Below are 25799 nucleotides of genomic sequence, written 5' to 3'. Positions count from 1 at the left end.
TTAGAAATTTAAAAGCCCGCCTGCAGAAATTTCTTTATAGTTTATGTTAAAACGATTGATTGCTCTGTTGTTCAGCAATATCGTTTTGCTGTTGCTGTTTTTAATTTCCAGCATTTTCCCGTCACTCAAAGAAACAACTGCATGCTTTACCTGTGGTTTACCAACTACATATTCTCCGGTTGAAGGATTCACAGGATAGAACCCCAGTGTTGAAAAAATATACCAGGCGCTCATTTGTCCGCAATCATCATTACCAATCATACCTGTGGTTGTATTATTATAAAATTCAGAACAGATTTGAGTCACCAGTTCGCCCGTACGATGCGGTTTATCTGACCAGGCATAGAGATAAACGATATGATGGCTCGGTTCATTGCCATGTGCATATTGGCCAATCATGGCTTCCTGGCCCAAATGTTTATTTGGATTCATTGCTTTGATGGTAAAGAAACTGTCTAACTGTGCAGTAAAATTTTTCTTTCCGCCCAATAATTGTATCATGCCTTCTACATCATACTGTGCCGGTGTCCAGAAATATTGCCAGGCATTGGCTTCGGTGTAATCACCGGGGTTGTTCATAGGTGATGTTGCCATTAATGGATTGAAAGGTGTGCGCCAGTTTCCTCTGCTGTCTTTACCACGCATTTGTTTGGTACTGCTGTCGTATACATTTTTATAATAGCTGGCCCGTTTGTAATAAGTAGCAGCAATATCTTTCTTTCCCATTTTCTCAGCCAACAATGCAATGCAGTAATCATCCACTCCATGTTCCAGTGTTCTTGATACCGCTTCGTTGTCCAAACTGTCAAAAGGGTTATATCCATACTTGTTTAATAAAGTCCAATTACTGTTGATATGATTTTCTGTTGTTGATTTTATCATTTGCTGTAGTGCTTCTTCTGCATCAAATCCGTTGAAGCCTTTCAAATATGCATCTGCAATTACAGGAATGGCATGGTTGCCAATCATACAGTAATTGTCTTTGCCCCAGGCAGTCCATATGGGCAGGAAGCCTGCAGTTTTGCTATGCTCAATCATAGTATTAATAAAACCATTCACTCTTTCTGGAGCAATCAATGTGTATAAAGGATGGGCAGCACGGTAGGTATCCCACAATGAAAGCGTTGAATAATATTCGCCATTCTTTGCTGTTCTGATAGAGTCATTGGCGCCACGATATTGACCGTCTACATCTGCAATGTTGGAAGGTTGAATAAAGAGACGATACATGCAACTGTAAAATATTTCTTTTTGCTTTTGAGGTGCTTCTATCTTAATTCGGCTTAAATAACTGTTCCAGACTTTTTTTGCATTGGTAACAACAGCATCAAAATTCCAATCGGGCAACTCTTTTTGTAAATTCTTTTTTGCTCCTTCAACACTCACCGTTGATAAAGCAATCTTTGTTTTCAGGACTTTATCTTTCAAGTCAAAACTCAGCACATAACGTGGTGCTGCTTCCTTTTCCTTTCGTGGCAGTTGAAAAGAAGTGATGAATGGCTCATTGAATTGAATGGTAAAAAAATATTTCCGCTCCACCCAGTTTTTTGTATGGCAATAACCGCTCATGGTTTTATTGTCTTCTATCTTCACCTCACTATCCAAAACCAATGAATCAGTAAGGAATCGAAGTCCATGTTGCAAATCAACCAGCAGTTTTGCATTTGCTGAAGGATAAGTGTATTGATGAAGTGCTACTCTTTCTGTACAGGTTAACTCCACTTTTACTTTGTTACGTAATGTAACAGTGTAATATCCCGGTGATGCTTTTTCTGTTTTTTTCAAATACGTTTCACCAAAATCTTCTTTCTTATCCCCTGTAAAAGGTTGCAGCAGCACATCGCCAAATTCGTTGATGCCGGTGCCATTTGCTCTTGTTTGTGAAAACCCGAGAATAATACTGTCCTTGTATTGATAGCCACTGGTGTAGTCCCATCCTTTGTCAACATTATCAGGTCCGGGTTGTACCATACCAAATGGCATACAGGGGCCGGGAAACGTATGACCTGTTCCTTCTGTACCAATGAAAGGATTCACATATTGTGTGTAATCCGTACGCTCCGGAGATGCACAGGAGTTCGCCAGCAGGATCACCATTACAGCTACTATTACTTTCATTTACTTTTATTTTATTTCAAATACCGCTACCTCGTATGAATTCAACTGAATTGTTTTGTGATGGAACTGGCTCTTGCCAAATAATACAGCGTAGTTTTTATACAAATCTTTAAATCCGGCTGTTTGTACTTCACCTGAAAGATTGACAGCCACTAATACTTTATTGTTTTTATTTATTCTCAAAAAGCTAAATACATGGCTGTTGTCATTAATGACATTTTCGTATGACCCGTTTGCCAATGCCGGGTTGCTTTGTTTGAGGCGTATGAGCTTTTTATAATAATTGAACAGGGAACTATCGTTACTCGTTTGCTCCTCTGCAGAAATTCCATCATTGGGTATAAGCAGGTTATTATCCCACCATCCTCCTGTATGTTCGTACCAGATGGCCATTCCCTTACCAGTACCGGAAGCATACCAATCAAATGCAGCACGGCGTGGAATATCATTGCCATCTGTATTTCCCCAGGAACCAATTTTTCCTTTCATGCCAATTTCCTGACCATAGTAAATAGATGGAATACCGCCAATGAGCAGCAGTAATGCAGCGGCCAGCTTTTGCTTTTTGCTATTTGGCTCCAAAGAAGCAAACCTGTCCATATCATGATTCTCTAAGAAAATGATTTGATCTTTTCCTGCGGGACACTTAGCTAAAATGGTATCTGCATTTTGTATTAACTGTTGTTTATCAAATGACAGAATTGCTCTTTGCAAACCAAAGCCAAACATTCTGTCCACATTTGCTTTTTCAAAATAGCTAAATCCATAATCTCTCCAATCAGATTGTTCGGCTACATTTTTAAGTTTTGGATTGAGCTGTTTCAAATGTGTTAATAAAGGTTTCCAGAAACGAGTAAACAAGTCCATGAGTTCCGGTTTCCCGTCTAAATGATCCATTGCATGATCTAATCTGAAACCATCTACGCCATCATCAAATTTTCCATCCTTATTGGGATCCACAAAAAAAGAAAATAACTTCTTATTGTAATCAAGCACATTTCTGTTTAGAAGGTTCACGGTCGTTACTTTAATAAAAGAACCATCGTAACTGTTAAGTTGACGCAAATCAAACACCATAGTTGAAGGAATCAGGTGCTGGCTATCTTCAAATAAAATGTAATCACTGTAAGGTGAGTTAAGGTTTGCCACAGCATCTTTCCACCACAGATGTTTTTCAGCTACATACTGTGTTTCCATATCAATATACACTTTCATTCCCTGTTTGTGTATCTCCTTTACAAGTGAAATATAATCTTGCATCGTACCAAACTCAGCATCGATCGTTTCAAAATCATTAGCGAAATAGTTGTGATAACAATCAGCCGCATATAATGGCAACAGCAGAATTGAAGTAACACCCAGGTCTTGCAGATAGGGTAATTTTTCTTTCAAACCATTCAGGTCGCCTTGCTTATCACCGTTTCCATCATAAAAACTGCGCTGAAAAACATGATAGATAATTTCTCCTTTATTTCCCGATGCCTTTTTCTGCGCAGGGCTTTCAAAGCTGCTTATGAGCAGAAGGGAGGCTACAATTATTTTTATATTCATTTTCCGAAGTTTAACTTTCAATTTCATAAATCACTGCTTCAAAAGGATTGTATAATTTATTTCGAGAGGGCATGCTATAATTACTAATTAAAATATTACAGTGCGTCAGATCAATTTCTGTATCCAACGAAGCTTCTTCCCCGGAGAAATTAAGTACTACCAATAGCTTCTGGCTGCCTAAATGCCTTGTGTAAGCAAAGAGTTGACGGTTGTGCTCATCTACAAGCTCAAAGGCGCCATAAATCAGTGTTTTATTTTTTTTCCGCAGTTGAATCATGCTCCTGAAGTAATGCAATACAGAATCCGGACGGGCTTCCTGTTCTGCTACATTGAGCACCTGGTAGTTTTCATTTAAAGCAAGCCATGGATTACCTGAGGTAAAGCCTGCCTGGTATGAATCATCCCACTGTAAAGGAGTTCTGCCGTTATCCCTGCTTATCTTGGAATGAGAAGCTAAAAATGCCTGACAATCTTCCCCTTTTTGCTTTAGTTGATGATAGTAGTTAATGGTATAAAGGTCTTGGTATTTTTCTATACTGGTATGATTGGTGTTTACCATACCAATTTCATCACCATTGTAGATATACGATGTAGCCCGCATGCTCAACAAAAATGTATGCAGCATTTTTGCAGACAGTTCCCTGAATTCATGACTGTCGTTTCCAAAACGGCTTGTCATTCTGCTCATATCATGATTGCCCAGGTAAATAGTACCCCATCCCTTTTCTTCAAATACTTTATCCCACCTGTTAAATATCTTTTTCCATTCCACTAAATCTCTGTTGTTATCATCAGCATACATAAAATTTTCCTTACTGATACCAAAACCGGTGTGGTCAAAATGATAGAATGTTTGAAGCTCCCTGCGGTCTTCATCAACAAACAGCAATGCATCATTAATATTTACGCCTGATGCTTCTCCTACATTCATGCAATCGTACTTTGAAAACACTTCTTCATACATTTCCTGTAAGTAACGATGCAGGTTGGGGCCCTTTGCATAATAGGGAAACCAATCGCCAACCGGCATTGTTTCCGGCAACACCGGAAATGAAGTATCCTTTGAAATGCAGGTGATAACATCAAGCCGAAAACCATCTACACCTTTTTCCATCCACCATTTCATCATTTCGTATACTTCTCTTCTTACGTCAGGGTTTTCCCAGTTCAGATCGGGCTGCTTGTGACTAAAAATATGAAAGTAGTAACTGTTTGTCGTTTCATCATACTTCCATGCATTGCTTTCATGGTCAAAAATACTCCAGCGATAAGGAGGCTTTCCTCTTTCAGCATCCCACCAATGATAATAATTACGGTATGGATTGTTTCTTGATTTTTTGCTTTCCTTAAACCAGTAATGCTCATCACTGGTATGGTTCACCACTAAGTCCATGATTAATTTGATGCCTCTTGCATGCAATCCTTCCAGCAGCATATCAAAATCTTCCATTGTGCCAAATTCTTTCATGATAGCTCTGTAATCAGAAATATCATAGCCCATATCATCATTAGGCGATTCATATACCGGATTTAGCCACACCACATCAACACCCAAACTTTTAATATAATCCAGTTTTTCAATGATGCCTTTTAAATCGCCAATGCCATCGCCATCCGTATCCTTAAAACTTCTGGGATACACTTGGTACACCACCACTTCTTTCCACCATTGTCTGTTGATATCATGTTGCATATATTCAGTATTTCTTTGTACCCGCAGAACTGTTATTGTAATTTATTTTTATTATAGGCTTGTGCTGTTGTGCGATATAGAATCATATACCTTATTGTTGCGGATATTTAAAAATGGATAATCATGCCGGATTCATCTTTTCCTGTTTTACCTCGTTTACAAATAACCAGCATACAAACGAAACCAGTAAACAAATGGTGATAATGAGAAACAATACGGCATAATCTCCTGTATCATTCACCAGCTTAGAAACTCCCGGCGTCATCATTGCAGGTAACACAATGCTGAAATTAAACACCCCCATAAACATACCCATTTTATTGGCATTCACTTTCTCCGTCATAATAGCAAACACAATAGAAATAACAGCCGACCACCCAATACCACAAATAATCATACCGAGATAAAAAATAATTTCCCGGGTACCTGCCAGGTATAAAAGAAAATAACCAGCTACCATACAGGCAATGGCAATGGTATAAATTTTTACTTTACCTATTTTTTTACTTAAAGGTTCCAGTACCAATACCGGAAGTAAAGCACCCACAAAATTTAACAGCAAAAATCCCAGTGACAAAATATTGCCGGCAGACTGTTCATTGGTTTGCTCCGCACCTGTAAAAAATTTTGAGAAGGTATCTGCAAACACATCAGATGTATCAAGAACGGGCATCATTTTTTCCCTGATAAAGAAATAACTCATTACAAACATGCTTTGTATGCCCAGCCAGCTAAATGAATGTGCCAGTAATATTTTTTGAAAATCATTGCTGTCTGATGGTTGCCGCTTCCCTTTGCGGATGGTGAATGCACCCAGCAATAAAGTAGCGATAAGACAGGCATACATTACTTTGGTTTGTATATTATCCCATCCGCCCTGTAAAATCATTTTATTGATTACTACAAACAAACCAAACACAATAAAGCCATAAAGCGGCAATAACAGTTTAATACCATCCATCAATGATGAAGTGCTTTTGATTTCTTTGGGTGTTGTTTGTGCTATTTGTAATACCCTTGGTTCTTTTACAAATAATACCGGAACAATGGAGAACAACAGCACCACCACTGCTGCCGCATAAATCAAAGCCATATTGCCAAACGACATGGAAATAAAATAAGCACCAATACCAAAAGTGCCGCTTACCACCTGCATCCACGAATATCCTTTGGTGCGTTCATTACCTGCAGGTGTAACATCAGCAATAATTGCCCTAGCCGGATTGAAGGTTACATTGATGCTCATGTCTAACAACAAAGACACAACAACAGCCACCACAAAAACGGTGGCACCTGTTGACTTACTGATAAAGCCGAGTTGTGGTAATGCCAACAACATGGCTGCACCCAATATTCCTCCAATGACAATGTATGGTTTTCTTCTGCCACCCATGAACCAGCTTTTATCACTCATCATACCCACGATGGGTTGTGCAATTATCCCTGATAAAGGGCCGGCAAGCCAAACGAGCGCCACATCTTCAATATGTAAGTTATACTTCGAACTCAATATCCAGCTTAGTGTTGCTACCTGCGTAGACAAGCAAAAGCCAACGGCTGTTGCAGGCAAGCTAAGCAATGCATAGAATGAATTTGTTAGTTTTTTTTGAATGGCAAGCATTTAGCTTTAATAGGTTTAAAGTTTTGATTTGAGAAAGTCCATCATTTTTCTATTTATTTCCCATTGGTTTCCTACAGGTTGCCGGGTAAACGGTAATGCGGGCATGTAAGGCGCAGGACCAAACTCAGGTGTAATAGAAAAAGTCTTATCTCCTTTTTGTTTTTTGTAATCAATAATTCGATACCACCATTCTTCAAAATGTGCAAAATGATGTTCCCATTCAGGGGCAAACGGATTATTTACCTGTGGCGCTTGTTCATGTCCAATCCTGGCATGTAAATGTGACACATGTGGAATAATCTCTTCAATTATTGCTGCCTGATCCTGAAGCATACTTTCTGAAACCGTACAGAAATGAGAGAAGTCACCCACCAATTCCAGTTCTGGAAATTTTTTAAGATATGGAATCAATGAAGATGCATGAAAAGAAAACCTGCCCCGATGTGTTTCATGCAGAATACGAACTCCTGTTTTGCTGCTGATAGTTAAAGCGGCTTCAATCACTCTACAATTGTCATCAAAAGAATAATAATCTTTACCTGTATGTGAGTTGATAAAACAGGGTTGCAGCGCTGCCAGTTCATATAAACTTTTCTCCATCCTGCTGATATAATCATGAACTGTATCATTATCCGGAACTGTAAGTTGTTGTGTAATGAAAATAAAATCAGGATTGATACGCTTCACATCTTCAAGTTCTTTTATAAATAACGATGCAAAGTCATTCGGTGTTGAAGGCATAAAAATTTCAATCCCTTCATATCCTGCCGACAATACTTTGTCAACAAATATGTCGGGTTTGTCTTTTTCACAACCCCAGTGAGTGCAACAGTATTTTACCTGCAAATTTTTAGTTTTGATAAATGATGGGATTGATCGGTGTATTAATCACTTCACCCACTTGAGCTCCCGGGCACCAGGTATTCCAATCATTGATTTGATTTTTATTGTCAGGTTGTTTCAGCCTCATATCTTTATCCATATAAATCACCGTCATCACTTTCCGCATTTGGTTGGTGGTGTTGGCACCTGCACGGTGAAACACCCAGCCGCTGTGAAAACTCACTTCACCCAAATCAAATGCTTCAATTACATGTTTAAAATCAGTGACTCTTAATTTTTGCTGAATAGCTGCTTCGCTTTCATCACTGATTTCCAGTTCACGTCCCTCCACTATTTGATGGCTGCCGGCGCTAAACTCCAAAGGGCCCAGTTCCAATGGTGTAGCCTGCAAAGGAATCCATGCCGTAACTGTTTTATCCGTTTCAAGAGGCCAGTAATATTGGTCTGCATGCCAGGGAGTGATGCCCCCGCCTCCCTCTTTAAACAAAGCCTGATCATGATAAATACGCACACCGTCAACCTGCATTAAATCAGATGCTATTTTTGCCAGTCGTTTACTTAAAACCAACTCTTTCACCACTTCATCTTCTCTCCATAAATTGAACAATTGGAGAAAGGCCTTACCATAGGTGCTTCGTTCTTCCAATGGTTTTATATCACTGTTCATAATCGCAACACGCTTGCTGATGGCATCATTAAAAAAGGAAATAGTGGCATCATCAAGCACCTGTTTCAATTTGATAAAACGGTTTTCCTGGTAAAATTCAATTTGTTCAGCGGTGAGTGAATAAGGCTTCTGTAAAAAAGCCGCAATGGTTGAAGGAATGGCATGCATAAATAAATATTTTCAGCAAAAATCGAACAGGCTTCAGTAAGAAAATAACATCTTTCAGTCTTATTTTAATACTATATTGCCATTTAAAAGACAAAATACAATAAAAAAAGAAATATGCTATGAGAGCAAAGCTGCAAAACCTGCAACAATTACATTCCGGCAAATCATTCATATGCTATGAATTAAAAATATCCAGCTTTGATTTTTTCTGGCATTTTCATCCGGAGTATGAGCTAACATATATCATAAAAGGAAGGGGTAAGCGGTTGGTGGGTGATTGTATTGAAAGCTTCAGAGAAGGTGATCTTATATTGATTGGCCCGCAGGTACCGCATACCTGGGTGAGTGAAGAAAAGAGAAAGCAGCACTGCCATGCTATTGTACTTCAGTTTCCAAAAACGCTGGCTGACACGCTGCTTAGCTTACCGGAACTGGAAGAATTGGGTAAAGTTTTTAAACAGGCTTCCAGGGGTTTGAAAATTTCACATACATCGTCTTCAGGCATGTTGCAACAGTTACTGTATTTAACACAACATACCAACACTACAGCTATTACCGGATTTTTACAATTGTTTCAAACCATCAGCAAGCTGAAAATAAAAACGCTGGCCTCATCTGCTTACCAGCCATCCTCACTACAGCAATCCAGCCGCATCAGCAATGTGCTTAAATATGTACAGGAACATTATACAACACACATCCGCTTAAAAAAAGCAGCAGCAGTTATTCATTTATCAGAAAGCGCATTTTGCAAATACTTTAAACGTGCTATGGGTAAAACGTTTTCTGATTACGTAAATGAATTGAGAATAACACATGCGATGATGCTTTTGCTTGAAACAGAACTGAGCATACAGTCCATTGCTTACCAGTGCGGATTTGAAAACATTAGTTACTTCAACCGGGTTTTTTTGAAGAAAAACAAATGCAAACCATCCCAATTTCGTAAAAAATAAAAAAGGTTCATGAAGCTTCATGAACCTTTTTGTAGCGAGGAGCAGACTTGAACTGCCGACCTTCGGGTTATGAATCCGACGCTCTAACCAGCTGAGCTACCTCGCCATTTTGGGCGGCAAAGATAAGGATTGAAGGCTTTTGTTGTTCATGAAAAAAGCAGCTTTTTTACCCGCTCCCGAACTTTCTCCGCATTGGGTAGCATGGCTGCTTCCAACCCCATATTCATAGGAACTGCAGGCAGATTCAAAGCACCCAGTACTTCCACCGGCATATCCAGCCATTGAAAACAATCATAGGATATGCGATGCGCCAATGCCTCTGCAAATGAATTGTTTTGCTGTTCTTCTGTAAGCACCAAACATTTGCCATGCTTTTTAACTGTTTCAAAAACAAGTTCTTCATCTAAGGGAAACAAGGTTCGTAAATCAACAATCTCAACCTGACCGGGAAAATATTTTTCAGCAGCTTTGGCCCAATACACACCCATGCCATAAGTAATGATGCAGCAGCTTTCGCCTTCATCAACCATCTCATCATCAGCCGCAACAACAATGTTTGCTTTTCCCAACGGTAAAATATAATCCCTTGATGGCTCAATACATTTTGCATCTTCAGTTCCCGGCACTTTGCTCCAGTACAAACCTTTATGTTCCAGCATCACTACCGGATTGGGATCAAGGAAAGCTGCTTTCATCAATCCTTTCATATCCGCTGCATTGCTGGGATACACTACTTTAATTCCTTTAATACTTAATAAAGTTGATTCCACACTTCCGCTGTGGTAGGGACCGCCACCTCCATATGCACCAATAGGAACACGTATAAGCGTTTGTACAGGAAACTTACCGCAGCTTAAGTAAGAAGATTTAGAAATTTCTGTTACCAGTTGATTAAAGCCGGGATAGATATAATCAGCAAACTGTACTTCCACAATGGGCTTTGCTCCTACTGCACTCATGCCCACGGTGGAACCAATTATATATGCTTCCTGGATGGCGGTATTAAAAACCCGGTGATCACCAAACTGCTCCGCTAATGTTGCCGCCTCCCGAAACACACCGCCCAACCTTCTTCCCACATCCTGGCCATATAACAATGCTTCGGGGTATTCTTCCATGATTTCACGAATAGCAAATAAAGCGGCATCTACCATCAATACTTTTTCATTACCTGCAGGTGAGCGCTCTCCTGTTTCTTCTGTAACAGGTGTGGGTACAAAAACATGCTCTTCCACTCTTGATGCATCCGGCTCAGGTGCTGCACTCGCTTTTGCAAAATCATCTGCTACCTTTTCTTTCGCTTCATCTTCAATGGCTCCAAGAATTTCTTCGCCTATGCCATGCTGTAAGCAGAGCTGTTTCAATTTGGGAAAAGGATCATCCGCAAAATGTTTATCGAGGTCTTCCTTGCTTCGGTAAAATTCTTTTCGTACACCACTAGTATGATGGTTCAACAAGGGAACATAAGCCTGTACCAGATAGGGCTGCTGATGGGTGCGTACATAATTCACCACATGCTCCATCGTTTCATAGGCTTCTTTAAAATCGCTGCCATCACAACGGATATGGTTCAAACCGGGAAAACCCATGGCATATTCATACGCATCCATCGCTCTTGCTTCCTCTGCACTTACACTGATACCCCAGTTATTATCCTGCACCAGGTAAATGACAGGCAACTTTTTTAATACTGCAAATTGTAAAGCTTCGCTCACCTCTCCTTCTGTAATACTGGCATCGCCGAGAGAGCAAACTACAACAGGCAATTCCCCATTCTCATCAGTTGAAAGTTGACTTGATTTGATTTCTTTGAGATACTTCAAGCCCTGTGCAATACCGGTTGTAGGTATCACCTGCATACCTGTTGCACTGCTTTGATGAATAATATTAGGATTGTCGTTTCCCCTGTAGTTTGGATGACTATAATACTCTCTGCCGCCGGTGAAAGGATCATCGGCTTTTGCCAGTAATTGAAGCATGAGCTCGTATGGTTCAAAACCTACGCCCAACAGTAAACTTTCATCACGGTAATAAGGACTTACCCAATCAATATGCTTCAGTTGAAAGGCAGTTGCCAGTTGTATGGCTTCATGCCCACGGGAAGTAGAATGTACGTATTTGCAGATGCTGCGGTTGTTTTCATAAGTAACAGCCATATGCTGTGCATAGCACATGAGTTTCCAGCCTTTTAATAAGAGTTCATGATTCATTTTACGGGCAAACAATTGTTTGCAAAGTAAAGGGATGTAAAATAAAAAACCACCTGCAAGTAGAGGTGGTTTCAAAATACAATTGAAAATTATTACTTAATCGACACTTCCAGCAAACTGTCATCTTCAATAAAACCTTCCAGTTCATCACCTACAACACATTCACCTACACCGGCCGGCGTTCCTGTAAAAATAAGATCGCCGATATTTAAAGAGAAGTATTGTGAAATATTTGATACAATTTCATTGAAAGTAAAAATCATCTGCCCGGTATTTCCCTACTGTACAATTTGTTTGTTATTGTACAGGCAGAAGTTGATGTTATTAGCGTCAAACTTTTCACCAATGTCAATAAACTTACCAACCACGGCAGAGTTATCCCATGCTTTTGCTTTTTCCCAGGGCAATCCTTTTGACTTTAATTCATTCTGTACATCACGTGCAGTAAAATCAATCCCGATGGTATAAGCATTGTAGTATTTATTAGCATGCTTTTCCTGAATGTATTTCCCGTTTTTAGAAACACGGAGTACAATCTCTGCCTCATAATGCAGTTTATTAGTAAACTCAGGATAATAAAAAGGCATGTGAGGCTGCAGCAGGGCACTTTTTGGTTTCAGAAAAATGACCGGTTCATCAGGTACATCATTCCCCAATTCTTTGGCATGCTCGGCGTAGTTTCGTCCAACGCAGAAGATTTTCATTTGGTTGTCGTTTTGTTGGTTTATAATGACAGTTTGGTGCGGTTCTTCCTGCGGAAACTGGATTTATCAGGGAAATAATTTACATCCCGTTATAAGACGAAGTTACTGCTTGAAGCTTGAAATTTAAAGTGATATCTCAATTTTATTCGCCTTGTTCATGGTGCGTTCAAGTCCGGCAAATACAAAATCCTCAATTACTTCAACACAGGCTGTAATTTTCCGGTTAACAATTTCCTTTTGTTCAGGAAACCATTTACCCAAAACATAATCCACCTGTGCACCTTTAGGAAAATCATTACCGATACCAAACCGCAGTCGTGCATATTGAGTTGATTGCAAACTTTCCTGGATGCTGGTAAGACCGTTATGACCGCCATCACTACCACCGGGGCGTAACCGAATCTTTGAAACAGGTATAGCCAGTTCATCCATGATCACCAGTAAATGATGTACGGGTATTTTTTCTTTATCTAACCAGTATTTCACGGCCTTACCACTCAGGTTCATATAGGTAGTAGGTTTTATGCAAACCAGTATTTTACCTTTAATTTTTATTTCGGCTACTGCTGCTAACCGGTCAGTACGCCACGTGCCGTTATGCTTTGTTACCAATGCATCTACCACATCAAAACCAATGTTATGACGGGTATGCGCATACTCTTCACCAATATTTCCCAAACCGGCAATTAAATATTTCATAACGCTCACAAATATCTGCACGAAACCATTACTAACAAAAATCCCCCAATACAGGGGGATTTATACGTTTCATCATTTTTTGAATGATTATTTTTTTGCAGCCGCAGCAGCAGGAGCGGCAGCTTTTGCAGCAGGTGCAGCAGCAGCTTCTTCCTGTTTTAACTGACGGGTTAATACAACTGATGCAATAGGAATACGGGGTGAGTTCATCACTTCGTAATTCTCAGCTTTTACATCTTCCACACGAATATTCCCATTTAACTCCAAAGGCGTTAAATCTACTTCAATAGCAGCTTTCAAATACTTAGGATAAGTTTTGATTTTTAAAGCTTTCATTTTAGTGATGAGTTTACCACCATCTTTAACACCTTTTGAAGAACCTGTAAATTTCAAAGGAATAGTAGCAACTACTTTTTTGTCTTCTACCAGTTCCAGCAGATCAATATGCGCTAACGTATCCGTTACTTTATCAAACTGCAGATCTTTTAAAATAGTGCGGTAGGTTTTACCACCAACCTTTACTTCTGCTATCTGGAAATCAGGTGTGTACACAAATGATTTGAATGCAGATGCCGGTGCGTAAAAATTTACTTCTTCTGAGCCTCCGTAAATTACACCAGGCACATTACCTTGAGAGCGAAGTTGACGGGTGGCTTTCTTCCCGTTTTCGGTCCTCAGGTGACCCTCGATGTGAATTGTTTTCATTTTTATGATTGTTTATTGTTTACTTAACTGTTTCTTCTTTGTGCGTGCATGAACAGGCTGGTAATACTTTTATTTTCGTAAGCATTGCGGATAGCAACTGCAAACAACTCAGCCACACTCACCACTTTAATCTTTGAACTCTGCTGCCTGATCGGAATGGTATCACACACTACCAGTTCTTCCAGTACACTGTTTTCAATATTCTCATATGCCTTGCCGCTCAGTACAGGGTGTGTACATAAAGCTCTTACACTGCGTGCACCTTTTTCCTTTAAAAGAGCTGCAGACTTGGCCAGTGTTCCACCTGTATCACAGATATCATCAATTAACACAACGTCCCGGTCTGTTACATCCCCTATCACCACCATGCTGGCAATTTCATTTGCCCGCTTCCTGTGCTTATCGCAAATCACCATTTCTGCTTCAAAAAAACTGGCAATTTCACGAATGCGATTGGCACTCCCTACGTCGGGGGCCGCAAAGGTAAGGTTTTCCAGTTTCAGACTTTCAATGTAAGGGATAAAAATTGAGGAGGATTCCAAATGGTCAACCGGTATTTCAAAATAGCCCTGAATCTGGGCGGCATGGAGGTCCATAGTAATCACACGGTCGGCACCGGCTGCCTCTAACATATTGGCTATCAATTTAGAACCAATGGCTACACGGGGTTTATCTTTCCGGTCCTGGCGGGCATACCCATAGTAAGGCATCACTGCAATTACTTTATAAGCGCTGGCCCTGCGGGCTGCATCAATCATGAGAAGAAGCTCCAGGATATTATCAGAGGGGGCAAATGTACTTTGCACCAGAAACACCATATCGCCCCTGATGCTTTCCTGGAAAGCGGGCTGAATTTCACCATCAGAAAATTTCTGAGTTACGCACTTTCCGAGGGGTACACCGTATTTTTTCGCTATCTGTTCGGCTAAATATTGGGAGCCGGAGCCCGAGAAAATTTTGATACCGGGATTCATCATTGTTTCAATTTGAGCAGGTAAAACGTTTTGGAGCGGCGAAGATAAGTTTTCAGTTTCGCTCTGCCTCCATTAAGTTTTTTTCAGCTGCCTGATTGTTGAAAAGCCGTGGATGAACGCTGGAATAATCAATCGTTACTCATAGGTAGCCTGCACGGATGCTTCGCCTGAAACGCTTTGCTGTAAAGGGTTTTGGCCAATAGCATCTTCCTTTAAAGAAGGCGTGCTGTAAACAGCATGAAACAGCATTACAACAATAAAAGCAATAGATACGATGTAGTTAATAAAAATAAGTGCGGCAAATAAAGACGATTTTAAAAAACCGCCTGTGGTTTGTGGGTTGGGATTCATGGTTTCTGGTTTTGGATATTGGATAATTAAATTTAGGTAGTTAAATTAGAAGATGCAACAGCCAAAGAAGAGCATCAAAGATTGGGCGCCTGATGACCGGCCCCGGGAAAAACTACTCACCAAAGGATCTTCAGCCCTCAGCAACTCAGAATTACTGGCCATTTTACTGGGTTCAGGCACTAAAACCAAGAGCGCCATAGAGGTGGCCAAAGAAGTACTGGACCTGGCAGAAAACAATCTCAACAAACTGGGCAAATTAAACCTGCATGATTATATGAAGGTAGATGGTATTGGCCAAGCGAGGGCCATTACCATTGCTGCTGCTCTTGAACTGGGCCGTCGCCGCCAGGCTACAGAAGCTATACGGCCGGTTATTCAGTCCAGCGCTGATATTGCCCATTACCTGCAGGCACAATTGGCCGACAAAAACCACGAAGTGTTCCTGGTAGCTTACCTCAACCGTTCTAATAAAATTGTACACACTGAAATGATCAGCCAGGGTGGCATTACAGGTACTGTGGCTGACCCACGTGTGATTTTGAAAAAAGCAATTGAACATCACGCTGTAAATATGGTACTATGCCATAACCATCCCAGCGGCAATTTAAAACCCAGCAAAGCAGATGAACAACTCACTCAAAAAATAAAAGAAGCAGCACGCCTGCTTGATATGACAGTGCTAGATCATGTAATTGTAAGCGAAGAAGGCTATTACAGTTTTGCTGATGAAGGACTTTTGTAATGATGTTAAATAGCCGTGGATTTTATAAAAATAAAAACCCGCACTAAAGCGGGTTTAATTGATGGGAGACCGAAGGGTTTCGAACCCTCGACCCTCAGAACCACAATCTGATGCTCTAACCAACTGAGCTACGGTCTCCGTAAACAGGGCTGCAAAAATATGGCAATTCTGATTGTTGAACAAATCAGTGTGCATCAAAATTATTTCAACGACATTTGCGCCAATTTTTAAAACATGATGAATTACTGGTTACTACTGATCCCTGTTATAAGTGCATTTATTGGCTGGGTTACCAACTGGGTAGCAATTAAAATGTTGTTTCATCCGAAGCAACCTGTAAAGGTGTTAGGCATTACGTTCCAGGGAATATTTCCTAAGCGGCAAGACCAGTTTGCTGTAAAGCTGGGTAAGTTAGTAAGTGAACAACTGCTATCTTTTAATGATATTGAATCAAAACTTACCAATCCTGCCAACCTGCAAAAGATGATGCCGATGGTAGAACAAAAGATTGATGACTTTTTACGTATCAAACTGGCGGATACGATGCCCATGATCAGTATGTTCATTGGCGATAAAACCATCGAAAAATTAAAGACAGCCATCACAAATGAACTCGAATCACTTTTTCCGGCACTTATCAAAAACTATACTTCTTCCCTTCGCCAGGAACTGGACCTGGAGCAGATAGTAACTGAGAAGGTGAAAAACTTTTCATCAGATCAACTGGAGGATATTTTGTACCAGGTAATGGCCCGGGAATTTAAGTTTGTTGAAATCATTGGCGGTGTGCTGGGCTTTTTAATTGGCCTGGTGCAGGTAGCCATCACCCTTCTTACTGCATAAATTCCGCTCATCCAGAATCAAACCGCATCTACACAACCTTTTTTCCGTAAATAGGTTATAGATACCGTTCATACCAAACAAACCAATTTCACACAATGGACCAGAGAAATTTGCGTCCAATTTTTACAACAATAAAAGCGATATGAGATTTCTAACCATTTTATTCATCCTTATTTCTGCAACAACCTATGCACAAATCCCCGGTGGTGGAAGACCCGGTGGCGGCGGCCAGCAAATGAACATGGGCCGTTTTTACGGTAAAATCATTGACACTAAATCAGGTAAACCCATCGATGCTGCAACGGTAACACTCACCCAAAACAAATTTGACAGTGTTTCCAAAACAAGAAAAGATGTGGTTGTTAACGGTCAGCTTACAAAAGCAAACGGAGAATTCAGCCTGGAAGGGTTGAACATTATGGCGCAATACAAGCTCAAAATTTCTGCTATCGGTTATAAAGCCATTGAACAGAAAGTTAGTTTCAGCTTGAACATGAATGGCGGCGATATGAGCCAGATGCTCAACAATATTGATAAAGACCTGGGCAACCTGAAACTGGAAGCTGATGTAAAAGAATTAGGTGAAGTAGTGGTAACAGGTGAAAAACCAACTTTGCAATTAGGCATTGACCGCAAAATTTTTAATGTTGATAAAAACATTGTTTCGCAAGGCGGTACCGGTGTAGATGTAATGCGGAATGTCCCCACCGTAAGTGTGGATGTGGATGGAAATGTTACACTGCGTAATAATGCGCCGCAATTATTTGTGGATGGACGCCCTACCGTGTTAACACTCGATCAGATTCCTGCAGATGCAATTCAAAGTATTGAATTAATCACCAACCCATCAGCTAAGTTTGATGCCAGCGGCGGACAAAGTGCCATCATAAATGTAGTATTAAAGAAAAACAGAAGAGTGGGTTATAGCGGCGGTGTACGTGCCGGTGTTGATATGCGAGGCAGATTGAATGGAGGATTTGATTTTAATGTGAGGCAAGGCAAGATTAACTTTTTTGCAAATGTGGGGGTGAATCAAAGACGCTCCATCTCTTTTGGTGAAACTGACAGACAAGAAACCGCTTTCAGTAATACGCCTGCAAACAAAGCCTTTACAAGAAACAGAAATACGAGTGATGGCACTTTTGCTTTTGGGCGTGCTGGTTTTGATTTCTTTGTTAACAACAGAAACACGATCAGTATATCAACCAACTTTGGTGGTGGTAATTTTGATTTCTTTGATCAGAATAATATCCGTTACGATACATTATCTGCAATAACAAATGAATACAGAACGGCTAACGGCATCAATAAATTCAGAAGCCTGGGTGGACAGATAGGTTATAAGCACAATTTCCCAAAGCCCGGGAAAGAATTAACAGCAGATATCAACTTCAACAAAGGCCGTAGTGAAAATGATCAGAATATCAACTTTGAACAATTTAATGCGGCATGGGTTCCACTTAACAAGAAGGGATCTCAAGGTGTTGATGGTGGAGGAAATAATGAATTGCTTGTTGGACAGGTTGATTTTGCAAACCCCATTAATGAAAATATGAAGTGGGAAGCTGGTGCCCGTTCCCAGGTACGCTGGTTTGAAAGCTTTCAGTTTAATTCCTTTAACGGAGTGTTTCTGTCAAGATTAAGCAATCAATTCAAGTACATTGATTACGTACATGCAGCGTATGTAAACTATTCTCAAAAAATCAAAAAAGCAAACTTTAACTACCAGCTTGGTTTAAGAGTTGAGAGTTCAAGTTACGATGGAGAACAGATAGGCAAGGCCGGTCGTTTTAAGAATGAGTTTCCACTTGCATTATTTCCAAGCGCCTTTATTTCAAAAACGTTTAAAGGAAAACAGGATTTACAGTTAAACTATACAAGAAGGGTAAACCGTCCCAGCTTTTTCCAGTTGTTACCCAATACTGACTTCAGCGATCCATTTAACTTACAAACAGGTAATCCTAACCTTATACCGGAATTTACCAATTCATTGGAGTTAAGTTATCAAAAAACGTATGGTGAAAAGAATAACACATTCCTTTTAACCGTATTCGGTAAGCAAACCGAAAACCTGATTGCACGTTATATCAGACCTGAAAAACTGGGTAATACTGATACAGTTCGCCAGATTTCAACATTCTTAAATGCTACTACTGCCTATGCAGCAGGTCTTGAATTAGTATTCAGAAACACTATTACCAAGTGGTGGGAAATAAATTACAATGCTAATTTTTACTATTCAAAAATCAATGGCGTTGACTCTATACCCGGACTTGAAAACGAGCGAAACAGTTTCTTTATCAAATTCAACAATACATTCCGCATTGGTAAAGGATGGACAGCACAATTAAGCGGCGACTATAACAGCCGTTCTATTCTTCCTGTATCAAGTGGTGGTGGCGGAAGAGGCGGCGGAGGTGGCCGTGGCGGATTCGGAGGTGGCGGTGGATTTGGCGGTGGCCAGATTGCTACTACGCAAGGTTATATAGATGCCAACTATTATGTTGATTTGGGCATCAGAAAAGAATTTAAAATCAAGAAAACAAATACAGCTTCTGTTTCACTAAACTGGAGTGATGTTTTCAGCACCCGTCAGAATATTGTATTTGCTACATCACCCACCCTTTCTCAAAACAGCTGGAGAAGAAGAGACCCGACCTTTGTGCGTTTGAACTTCAGTTATCGTTTTGGAAAGTTTGACGCTTCTCTTTTCAAACGTAAGAACAACCGTGTTGAAATGGATGATATGGGTCCGCAACAAAGACCTTAACATCTTTCCATAAAGAAAAACCTGCAACTGAAGTTGCAGGTTTTTTTATTTTTTGACTAATTGTGCTGATCAGATTACTTCCCGTTTTGCTTACCACCCAGCATGGGTACAAACGAAAACGCATCAAATACTTCTTCATCATAACCACCATCGTCCCGTTTGGTTAACCGTTTCATCCGCTGATGCTCGCCTTCATCTACAGGAATCACCATCTTACCGCCTGTTTTTAATTGCTTCATTAATTTGGGCGGCACAAAAGGTGCGGCAGCTGTAATAATTACTTTGTCAAAAGGTGCAAACGTGGGCAAGCCTTCAAATCCATCACCAAAAAAGAATTTGATGTTGAGATACTTTTTTAAAAATGGAAAAGATGCTTTATTGAAATCAAATAATTTTTTCTGCCGTTCAATGGTGTAAACATTGGCTTTCATTTCGCCTAACACACATGCCTGGTACGCACTTCCGGTACCGATTTCCAACACCTTGTCATAAGGTTTTATTTCCAGCAATTGTGTTTGATACGCTACGGTATAAGGCTGTGAAATGGTTTGACCTTCCCCGATAGGAAAAGCCCGGTCTTCGTATGCAATTTCATCAAACGCTGTATCCAGGAAATAATGACGTGGAATGTTGTTGATGGCTTCCAGCACCTGCTCATCTGTAATGCCTTTGCTGCGCAACACTTCTACTAACTTTTTACGAAGTCCTTTATGACGGTACGTATCTTCAAATCGTCTCATAAGCGAATGCAAGATAAGCACTCAGGATTTAGAATTACAAAACACCACATAGATAAATTGTCATTCCTGCGACCAAAACATACTTGCTGAATCAGTTACTTTTAAATTGTGAAAAAACTCATTCCCGGCATACTCATTTTATATTGTTGCTTATTATGGCCGGGAACAGCCTGTACGCAGATTGATACTTCGTTTATCAAATCACTTCCTCAAAAAGATTTTCTGCAGCTTTATGCCGGTAGTTTTTCACGCTCCATAGATTTTATTTCATCAAATAAACAACGGCAGGTTCCTGAAATAAACTACTCGCCTAATTCTTCGGCCTTTTGTGGTTTTGTTTTGGGTTATAAAAAAATTACGCTTTACGGTGATGTGGCACTGCCTCTTCTTAATAAAGTAAACAGAAGGGAATCAGATGTAAGAGCTTTCTCTTTTTTTCTTTCCTATTTCAAACCAAAATGGGGCGTAACAGGATTTGCCGGATACAACAGGGGTTTATTAATGCGGATTGAAACTATGGGAATGATGTACAACTCCCGGTCTGACATGAGAAGCTATAATGCCGGTGCACATTTCTACAGAATATTTAATGCTTCAAAATTTTCATTCATTGCAGCAAACAGCCAGCAAATGTTGCAGTTGAAACGGGCAGGTAGTTTTATTGTAAAAGTAACTCCTTCCTTCAGGCTTATAAAAACACCGGAGAGTATTATTCCTGTTGAAAAAAGCAAGTACCACTTTCGTGGAGACATGACTGCAACAAAACAAATACAATTACTCTCCCTGCAACTAAAACCCGGCTATGCCTATAACTATGTTTTTAAAAACAGTTATTTTTTTGCAGCGCCCTCCGTTTTTGCAGGTGCCGGGGCAGATTATCATTTATTGCAACAGGCAGGAAAGCAACAAAATGGTTTTAATTTAAATATCGGCTATCGCTTTAAAGCAACTGCAGGATATAACAGTGTCAAATATTTTGCTACAGTGGAATTCTTAACAGATCATACAAGATCTTACCTGTACCAATCCATCGCTAAAAATACTTACAGAGAATGCTCGGTTAATTTCGGCTTTCGGTTTTAACTCCTATCTCAATTTCATATCACTGATAATGCCATTGATTTTTGCTTTTAACTCAGCCATTACCTTATCAAAGTCATCAGCAGAAGGCAAAGGCGCATTCACACTGAAATAAAATTTGATCTTAGGTTCTGTACCACTGGGCCTTGCAGAGATTTTACTCCCATCTGCGAGGATGAACTGCAGCACATTTGACTTGGGCAGGTCAATCGTCCAGCTTTCGCCGGTTTGAAGATTTTTACCAATCTTCAATTCATAGTCCAGCAATTTTACTACTGCACTTCCATTGATGGTTTTGGGTGGATTGCTGCGGTATCCTTCCATCATCTCAGCAATTTCCTTCTGACCATTCATTCCTTTTTTAGTGATGGAAATCAAATCTTCGAGGTAAAAACCATACTGTACATATAAATCAATCAATTTGCTGAATAGTGAACGGCCTTTGTCTTTTTCATACGCTGCCATTTCACAGAGTAATGCTACGGCACTGATGGCATCTTTATCACGCACCTGGTCGCCAATCATCAACCCAAAACTTTCTTCACCACCAATAATATAGTTCTGCTTTCCTTCTTCTGCTTTAATCATGGAAGATATCCATTTAAAACCCGTCAGCACATTGTAACAGGCAACACTGTTTTGTTTGGCGATTGCATCAATCATTTCAGTAGTTACAATGGTTTTGATCACCATATCATTGGGCTGTGCAATGCCTTTGGCCTTGCGTGCTTCAATCATATAGTTGAACGCCAGCACAGCGGTTTGGTTACCGTTCATGAGCACCCAGTTGCCATGATTGTCTTTAATGCCGATGCCTACCCTGTCGCTATCAGGATCAGTACCTAACAGAATATCTGCATCCAGTTCCTGCGCTTTTTTCAAACCAATGCTCATGGCTTCTTTCTCTTCAGGATTAGGATAAACTACTGTTGGAAAATTGCCATCGGGTTTACTCTGTTCTTCCACTATGGTAACATTGGTAAAGCCAAAACTATTCAGTACTTGTGGCGCCAGCATAATACCCGTACCATGAATAGGTGTATAAACAATTTTGAGATCATGTTGTCTTGCAATCACTTCAGGATATACACTCAAACTTTTCACCATCTTAATATATTCTTCATCCATATCCTTTCCAATGATGGTGATGTTACTTTCCCCACCACTCCACTTTACATCATCCACTGAATGGATCTGATCTACTTCTGCAATTACATTTTTATCATGAGGCGGCACCAATTGTGCCCCATCATCCCAATAGGCTTTGTAACCATTGTATTCTTTAGGATTATGAGAAGCAGTACAAACCACTCCACCTTTTCCTTTATGAAAACGAATGGCATAAGAAATTTCAGGAGTAGGACGCAGGGCTTCAAACAATAATACTTTAATACCATTGGCACCCATCACATTCGCAACAATCTCTGCAAACAGGCGGCTGTTGTTACGGCTGTCATGCCCCACCACTACTTTTATTTCTTCACCCGGAAAACTTTTTTTCAGATAATTGGCATAACCCTGTGTAGCCATTCCAACTGTGTACTTATTCATCCGGTTAGTACCAATGCCCATAATACCACGCAAACCACCGGTTCCAAACTCAAGATTCCGGTAAAAAGAATCGGCCAGTTCATCAGGATTAGCTGTTTGCAGTTGTTTGATTTGTTCTTTTGTAGCTTCATCAAAATTACCGGAGAGCCATTTTTCTACATTCGCCTGGATCGTTGCTTGCATAACAATTAGTTTAAGAAACCAAATATATTAATCTGCTGCTTTGTTTCCATCAACACCGGCTTACTATTTTACTGCATGAAAACAATGAAGGGCAGGCGGCTACAATTCCGTATTTTGCAACTACCTATGGGTTCAAAAAACAGACTGCTAAAGCTTGTTTTCTTTTTTTGCTTTTTTACATTGCTCCTGCAACATGTAAAAGCTCAACCTGCTTTTTTACCACCCAGTGATGTGTACCGACCGGAACGCTTACGTAAGGTAGTGGTAGGTGAAACGGTTTTATTCGTTGTTACTTCTGTTGGGTTGTATTACCTGTGGTACAAAAAATTTCCTAAAAGCCGTTTTCATTTTATTAATGACAACAGGGAATGGTTTGGTATTGATAAAATGGGTCATGCTACTACCGCCTATTCAATTGCCACTATGCAACACGACCTCATGCGATGGAGTGGTGTAAAATCAAGTACAGCTATCGCTACCGGCGCCCTAACATCACTGGCCTACCTGAGTATTATTGAAGTACTGGATGGATTTTCAAGAGACTGGGGATTTTCAAAAGGAGATATGCTGGCCAATATTTCCGGTGCGGCTTTATTTGCTGCCCAGCAGCATTGGTGGGGAGAGCAACGTATTAACCTGAGAGTTTCCGCCAGCTTTACACCTTTTGCTAAATACAACCCCAAACTGCTGGGTAATAACTGGTCCAGCCGGTTAATGAAAGATTACAACGGTCAAACCTATTGGCTTTCTGTAAGCATCCGCTCCTTTTTACCAACAGACAGTAAGTTTCCTGTTTGGCTCAATGCAGCAGCCGGCTATGGTGCCGATGGTATGATTGGCGCCCGTAACAATCCTGATTCCATTGGCGGCAAAAAAATCCCTTCGTTCACCCGCAGCCGACAGTTTTACCTGGCGCCGGATGTACAATTCTCCAGGCTGGAGACTTCACCGGCAGCAAGTGTGCCCATTTACTTTCTGCAATATTTGAAAACACCGGCTCCCGCAGTGGAAGTTAATTCGCAGGGAAAGATTAAATTGCACGTACTACAATTTTGATACTATGCTGGAAAAACTGTTTGCCATTGCCATTGGCTTTTTTCTGATTATCTACCTGCTTCGTGCAGTGTTAATGGTGGGCTACGAACATTTTAAATATCCGAGCAAAAGAGAATATGCCGGTCAAATGATAAATGATCTGTTGCGCAAATTAATCTCCTTCAAACCACTCATGCAACGCAGACTGGAACCAAAGGGATATGATTACAAAGTACACCAGCGCTTTCAAATCAAATGTGAAGTATATTATTTTTTGCTGTGGGCAAGCCTCTTTGTGATTCTCTTCTTATTTGCACGACTTTACCTGGATCTGTTTACCAGCTAAAAGTATGCTGTGCCTCAGGAGCCGTAAGCCTGTAACTCTTTGTTTCTCCTTTATGTTTAAAGTGAATGATGTTAATCTGACCCGTGCGTAATTGAAACAGAAGATCATTATAAACCGTTACAGCTTTAAAGGCCGAAACATTTTTGATGAGTAAATAATTCCAGGTGGCTTCCTGCTCATTTTCAAAACCGATCAATTCATAAGCCACTGCTTTTCCATCTATCACCAGCTTTAAATGAGTTTGCAAATAACTACGTAGTAATTCCAGTTTGGCAGCTTTATCCTTACCATCAGTTAGCGATACAGGCTTTTTTGTTTCAGCTTTAAGGGCGTCTTCCAGGTCATCTGTAAAAATTTTACAGGCAATCTGTATTTCTTTTTGTGCGGGGCGGTATTCAATATCCGTTACACTCATGTAATAGGGATGCACCGTAAATGCTGTGAGCCATATACTGATAGCCGAAAACACCAGTATGCTGCAAATAGTTTTCATTTTCTTATTCATAACCCATTGCCTCTTTTTTCCTGCTAAGGACTCATTATGACCGGCTACCGGTTGCATTGCCTGCCGTTCGTGTAATTTTCGCTCAATTCGTACATTAAATTTCATCAACACAAACTTCTGACATATTTTCCAACCTTCAATCACCAACTGTATTTTAATGGGCGATTTTGGCTTTTATTTTAAAGAAGGAATGCATCACATTACCGATTGGAAAGGTTATGATCATATCCTTTTTGTAATGGCTTTATGCCTGCCCTACCTGCTCAAAGACTGGAAACAGATTTTGATTCTCGTAACCGCCTTTACCATTGGCCACAGTATTACACTGGCTTTAAGTGTGTTTAATAAAATTCTCATCAGCAGTTCGTGGATTGAGTTTTTAATCCCCATCACCATTCTTATTACCGCCTTGGAAAATTTATCTTCTAAGAGCACAGATCAGTTGCATGCACGCCGGCGCTATATTTCAGCCCTTATCTTTGGACTTATTCATGGCATGGGGTTCAGCAATTATTTAAAGAGTATGTTGGGCAAAGATGAAAGCATCATCACCCAACTGCTGGCATTTAATATTGGTTTGGAAGCAGGTCAACTTTTAATCGTAGCACTTGTTGTACTGCTTTCGTTTATAGTGATTCAGTTTTTGAATGTAAAACGGAGAGAATGGAACCTGTTTGTGAGTGGCGGCATTTTCGGATTATCGTTTGTAATGGTCTTAGAACGTTTACCTTTTTAAAATTCTTA

General features: G+C 40.2%; 22 protein-coding genes, 2 tRNA genes and 1 pseudogene. 8 read left to right on the top strand and 17 right to left on the bottom strand.

Features of this window, described 5'->3' with window-relative positions; translation table 11 throughout:
* The 6 genes from PDL71_RS08905 to PDL71_RS08880 form a co-directional block, all read right to left on the bottom strand.
* A complete protein-coding gene (locus PDL71_RS08905; protein WP_407528252.1) occupies positions 1-2118 on the bottom strand; it encodes a GH92 family glycosyl hydrolase in 2118 nt (705 codons plus the stop codon).
* Positions 2119-2124: 6 nt separating this feature from the next.
* Positions 2125-3669, bottom strand: coding sequence for an alpha-amylase family glycosyl hydrolase (locus PDL71_RS08900; protein ID WP_407528249.1), 1545 nt, complete (start codon positions 3667-3669; stop codon positions 2125-2127).
* A gap of 10 nt (positions 3670-3679) precedes the next feature.
* The gene (locus tag PDL71_RS08895) at positions 3680-5362 is read right to left on the bottom strand and encodes a glycoside hydrolase family 13 protein (protein WP_407528246.1); all 1683 of its coding nucleotides are present in this window, start codon (positions 5360-5362) and stop codon (positions 3680-3682) included.
* Between the two features lie 121 nt (positions 5363-5483).
* Positions 5484-6983, bottom strand: a complete 1500-nt coding sequence (locus tag PDL71_RS08890) for an MFS transporter (RefSeq protein WP_407528243.1) — start codon at positions 6981-6983, stop codon at positions 5484-5486.
* Between the two features lie 15 nt (positions 6984-6998).
* Complete coding sequence (locus tag PDL71_RS08885) at positions 6999-7829, bottom strand: sugar phosphate isomerase/epimerase family protein (protein WP_407528241.1); 831 nt, start codon at positions 7827-7829, stop codon at positions 6999-7001.
* Between the two features lie 4 nt (positions 7830-7833).
* Positions 7834-8661, bottom strand: a complete 828-nt coding sequence (locus PDL71_RS08880) for a phytanoyl-CoA dioxygenase family protein (RefSeq protein WP_407528238.1) — start codon at positions 8659-8661, stop codon at positions 7834-7836.
* 119 nt (positions 8662-8780) lie between these two features.
* On the opposite strand from PDL71_RS08880, the gene PDL71_RS08875 reads away from it, so the two are divergent.
* On the top strand, positions 8781-9617 hold the full coding sequence (locus tag PDL71_RS08875; RefSeq protein ID WP_407528235.1) for an AraC family transcriptional regulator: 837 nt from the start codon (positions 8781-8783) through the stop codon (positions 9615-9617).
* 32 nt (positions 9618-9649) lie between these two features.
* On the opposite strand, the gene PDL71_RS08870 is transcribed toward PDL71_RS08875, so the two are convergent.
* The 7 genes and pseudogenes from PDL71_RS08870 to PDL71_RS08840 all read right to left on the bottom strand — a co-directional run bounded on the left by PDL71_RS08870 (position 9650) and on the right by PDL71_RS08840 (position 15260).
* A tRNA-Met gene (locus PDL71_RS08870) sits at positions 9650-9723 on the bottom strand.
* Between the two features lie 40 nt (positions 9724-9763).
* Complete coding sequence (locus PDL71_RS08865; protein ID WP_407528232.1) at positions 9764-11902, bottom strand: thiamine pyrophosphate-dependent enzyme; 2139 nt, start codon at positions 11900-11902, stop codon at positions 9764-9766.
* A 17-nt stretch (positions 11903-11919) separates the two neighbouring features.
* Positions 11920-12531: pseudogene (locus PDL71_RS08860) on the bottom strand (fumarylacetoacetate hydrolase family protein).
* Between the two features lie 123 nt (positions 12532-12654).
* Entirely contained in the window at positions 12655-13230 is a 576-nt protein-coding gene (gene pth, locus PDL71_RS08855; RefSeq protein WP_407528229.1) for an aminoacyl-tRNA hydrolase, read from the bottom strand.
* An 87-nt stretch (positions 13231-13317) separates the two neighbouring features.
* Positions 13318-13935 (bottom strand): 50S ribosomal protein L25, encoded by a 618-nt coding sequence (locus tag PDL71_RS08850; protein WP_407528227.1) that lies wholly within the window; start codon positions 13933-13935, stop codon positions 13318-13320.
* Between the two features lie 23 nt (positions 13936-13958).
* Complete coding sequence (locus PDL71_RS08845; protein WP_407528225.1) at positions 13959-14912, bottom strand: ribose-phosphate pyrophosphokinase; 954 nt, start codon at positions 14910-14912, stop codon at positions 13959-13961.
* A 132-nt stretch (positions 14913-15044) separates the two neighbouring features.
* On the bottom strand, positions 15045-15260 hold the full coding sequence (locus PDL71_RS08840) for a hypothetical protein (protein ID WP_407528222.1): 216 nt from the start codon (positions 15258-15260) through the stop codon (positions 15045-15047).
* Positions 15261-15312: 52 nt separating this feature from the next.
* On the opposite strand from PDL71_RS08840, the gene radC reads away from it, so the two are divergent.
* Positions 15313-16002, top strand: coding sequence for a DNA repair protein RadC (gene radC / locus PDL71_RS08835; protein ID WP_407528219.1), 690 nt, complete (start codon positions 15313-15315; stop codon positions 16000-16002).
* A gap of 64 nt (positions 16003-16066) precedes the next feature.
* On the opposite strand, the gene PDL71_RS08830 is transcribed toward radC, so the two are convergent.
* Positions 16067-16140 (bottom strand) — tRNA-His (locus PDL71_RS08830).
* 96 nt (positions 16141-16236) lie between these two features.
* Here PDL71_RS08830 and PDL71_RS08825 point away from each other — a divergent pair.
* On the top strand, positions 16237-16845 hold the full coding sequence (locus PDL71_RS08825; protein WP_407528216.1) for a DUF445 domain-containing protein: 609 nt from the start codon (positions 16237-16239) through the stop codon (positions 16843-16845).
* A 142-nt stretch (positions 16846-16987) separates the two neighbouring features.
* Positions 16988-19615: an outer membrane beta-barrel protein gene (locus PDL71_RS08820; RefSeq protein ID WP_407528213.1), complete on the top strand. Its 2628-nt coding sequence runs from the start codon at positions 16988-16990 to the stop codon at positions 19613-19615.
* A 74-nt stretch (positions 19616-19689) separates the two neighbouring features.
* On the opposite strand, the gene PDL71_RS08815 is transcribed toward PDL71_RS08820, so the two are convergent.
* Complete coding sequence (locus PDL71_RS08815; RefSeq protein ID WP_407528211.1) at positions 19690-20355, bottom strand: protein-L-isoaspartate(D-aspartate) O-methyltransferase; 666 nt, start codon at positions 20353-20355, stop codon at positions 19690-19692.
* 108 nt (positions 20356-20463) lie between these two features.
* Here PDL71_RS08815 and PDL71_RS08810 point away from each other — a divergent pair, with 108 nt between their 5' ends.
* Positions 20464-21438 (top strand): DUF4421 family protein, encoded by a 975-nt coding sequence (locus tag PDL71_RS08810; protein WP_407528208.1) that lies wholly within the window; start codon positions 20464-20466, stop codon positions 21436-21438.
* Positions 21439-21441: 3 nt separating this feature from the next.
* Here the strand turns inward: PDL71_RS08810 and PDL71_RS08805 are convergent, their stop codons facing one another.
* Positions 21442-23169, bottom strand: a complete 1728-nt coding sequence (locus tag PDL71_RS08805) for a phospho-sugar mutase (protein ID WP_407528205.1) — start codon at positions 23167-23169, stop codon at positions 21442-21444.
* Positions 23170-23295: 126 nt separating this feature from the next.
* Here PDL71_RS08805 and PDL71_RS08800 point away from each other — a divergent pair, with 126 nt between their 5' ends.
* Complete coding sequence (locus PDL71_RS08800; protein WP_407528203.1) at positions 23296-24225, top strand: DUF2279 domain-containing protein; 930 nt, start codon at positions 23296-23298, stop codon at positions 24223-24225.
* 4 nt (positions 24226-24229) lie between these two features.
* Positions 24230-24550 carry a hypothetical protein gene (locus PDL71_RS08795; RefSeq protein ID WP_407528200.1) on the top strand — a complete coding sequence of 107 codons (321 nt, stop codon included), beginning with the start codon at positions 24230-24232 and terminating at the stop codon, positions 24548-24550.
* Here PDL71_RS08795 and PDL71_RS08790 read toward each other — a convergent pair.
* Positions 24540-25160, bottom strand: coding sequence for a DUF6702 family protein (locus tag PDL71_RS08790; protein WP_407528198.1), 621 nt, complete (start codon positions 25158-25160; stop codon positions 24540-24542). The two genes, PDL71_RS08795 and PDL71_RS08790, sit on opposite strands and share 11 nt — an antisense overlap.
* Before the next feature lie 52 nt (positions 25161-25212).
* Between PDL71_RS08790 and PDL71_RS08785 the strand changes: the two genes are divergently transcribed.
* Positions 25213-25791, top strand: coding sequence for a HupE/UreJ family protein (locus PDL71_RS08785; protein ID WP_407528195.1), 579 nt, complete (start codon positions 25213-25215; stop codon positions 25789-25791).
* Positions 25792-25799 lie beyond the last annotated feature (8 nt).

Origin of the sequence: Lacibacter sp. MH-610, assembly GCF_045780045.1 — a bacterium.
GTDB lineage: Bacteria > Bacteroidota > Bacteroidia > Chitinophagales > Chitinophagaceae > Lacibacter.
The sequence above is the reverse complement of the archived record's forward strand: the minus strand, read 5'-3'. Positions and strand labels throughout refer to the sequence as shown.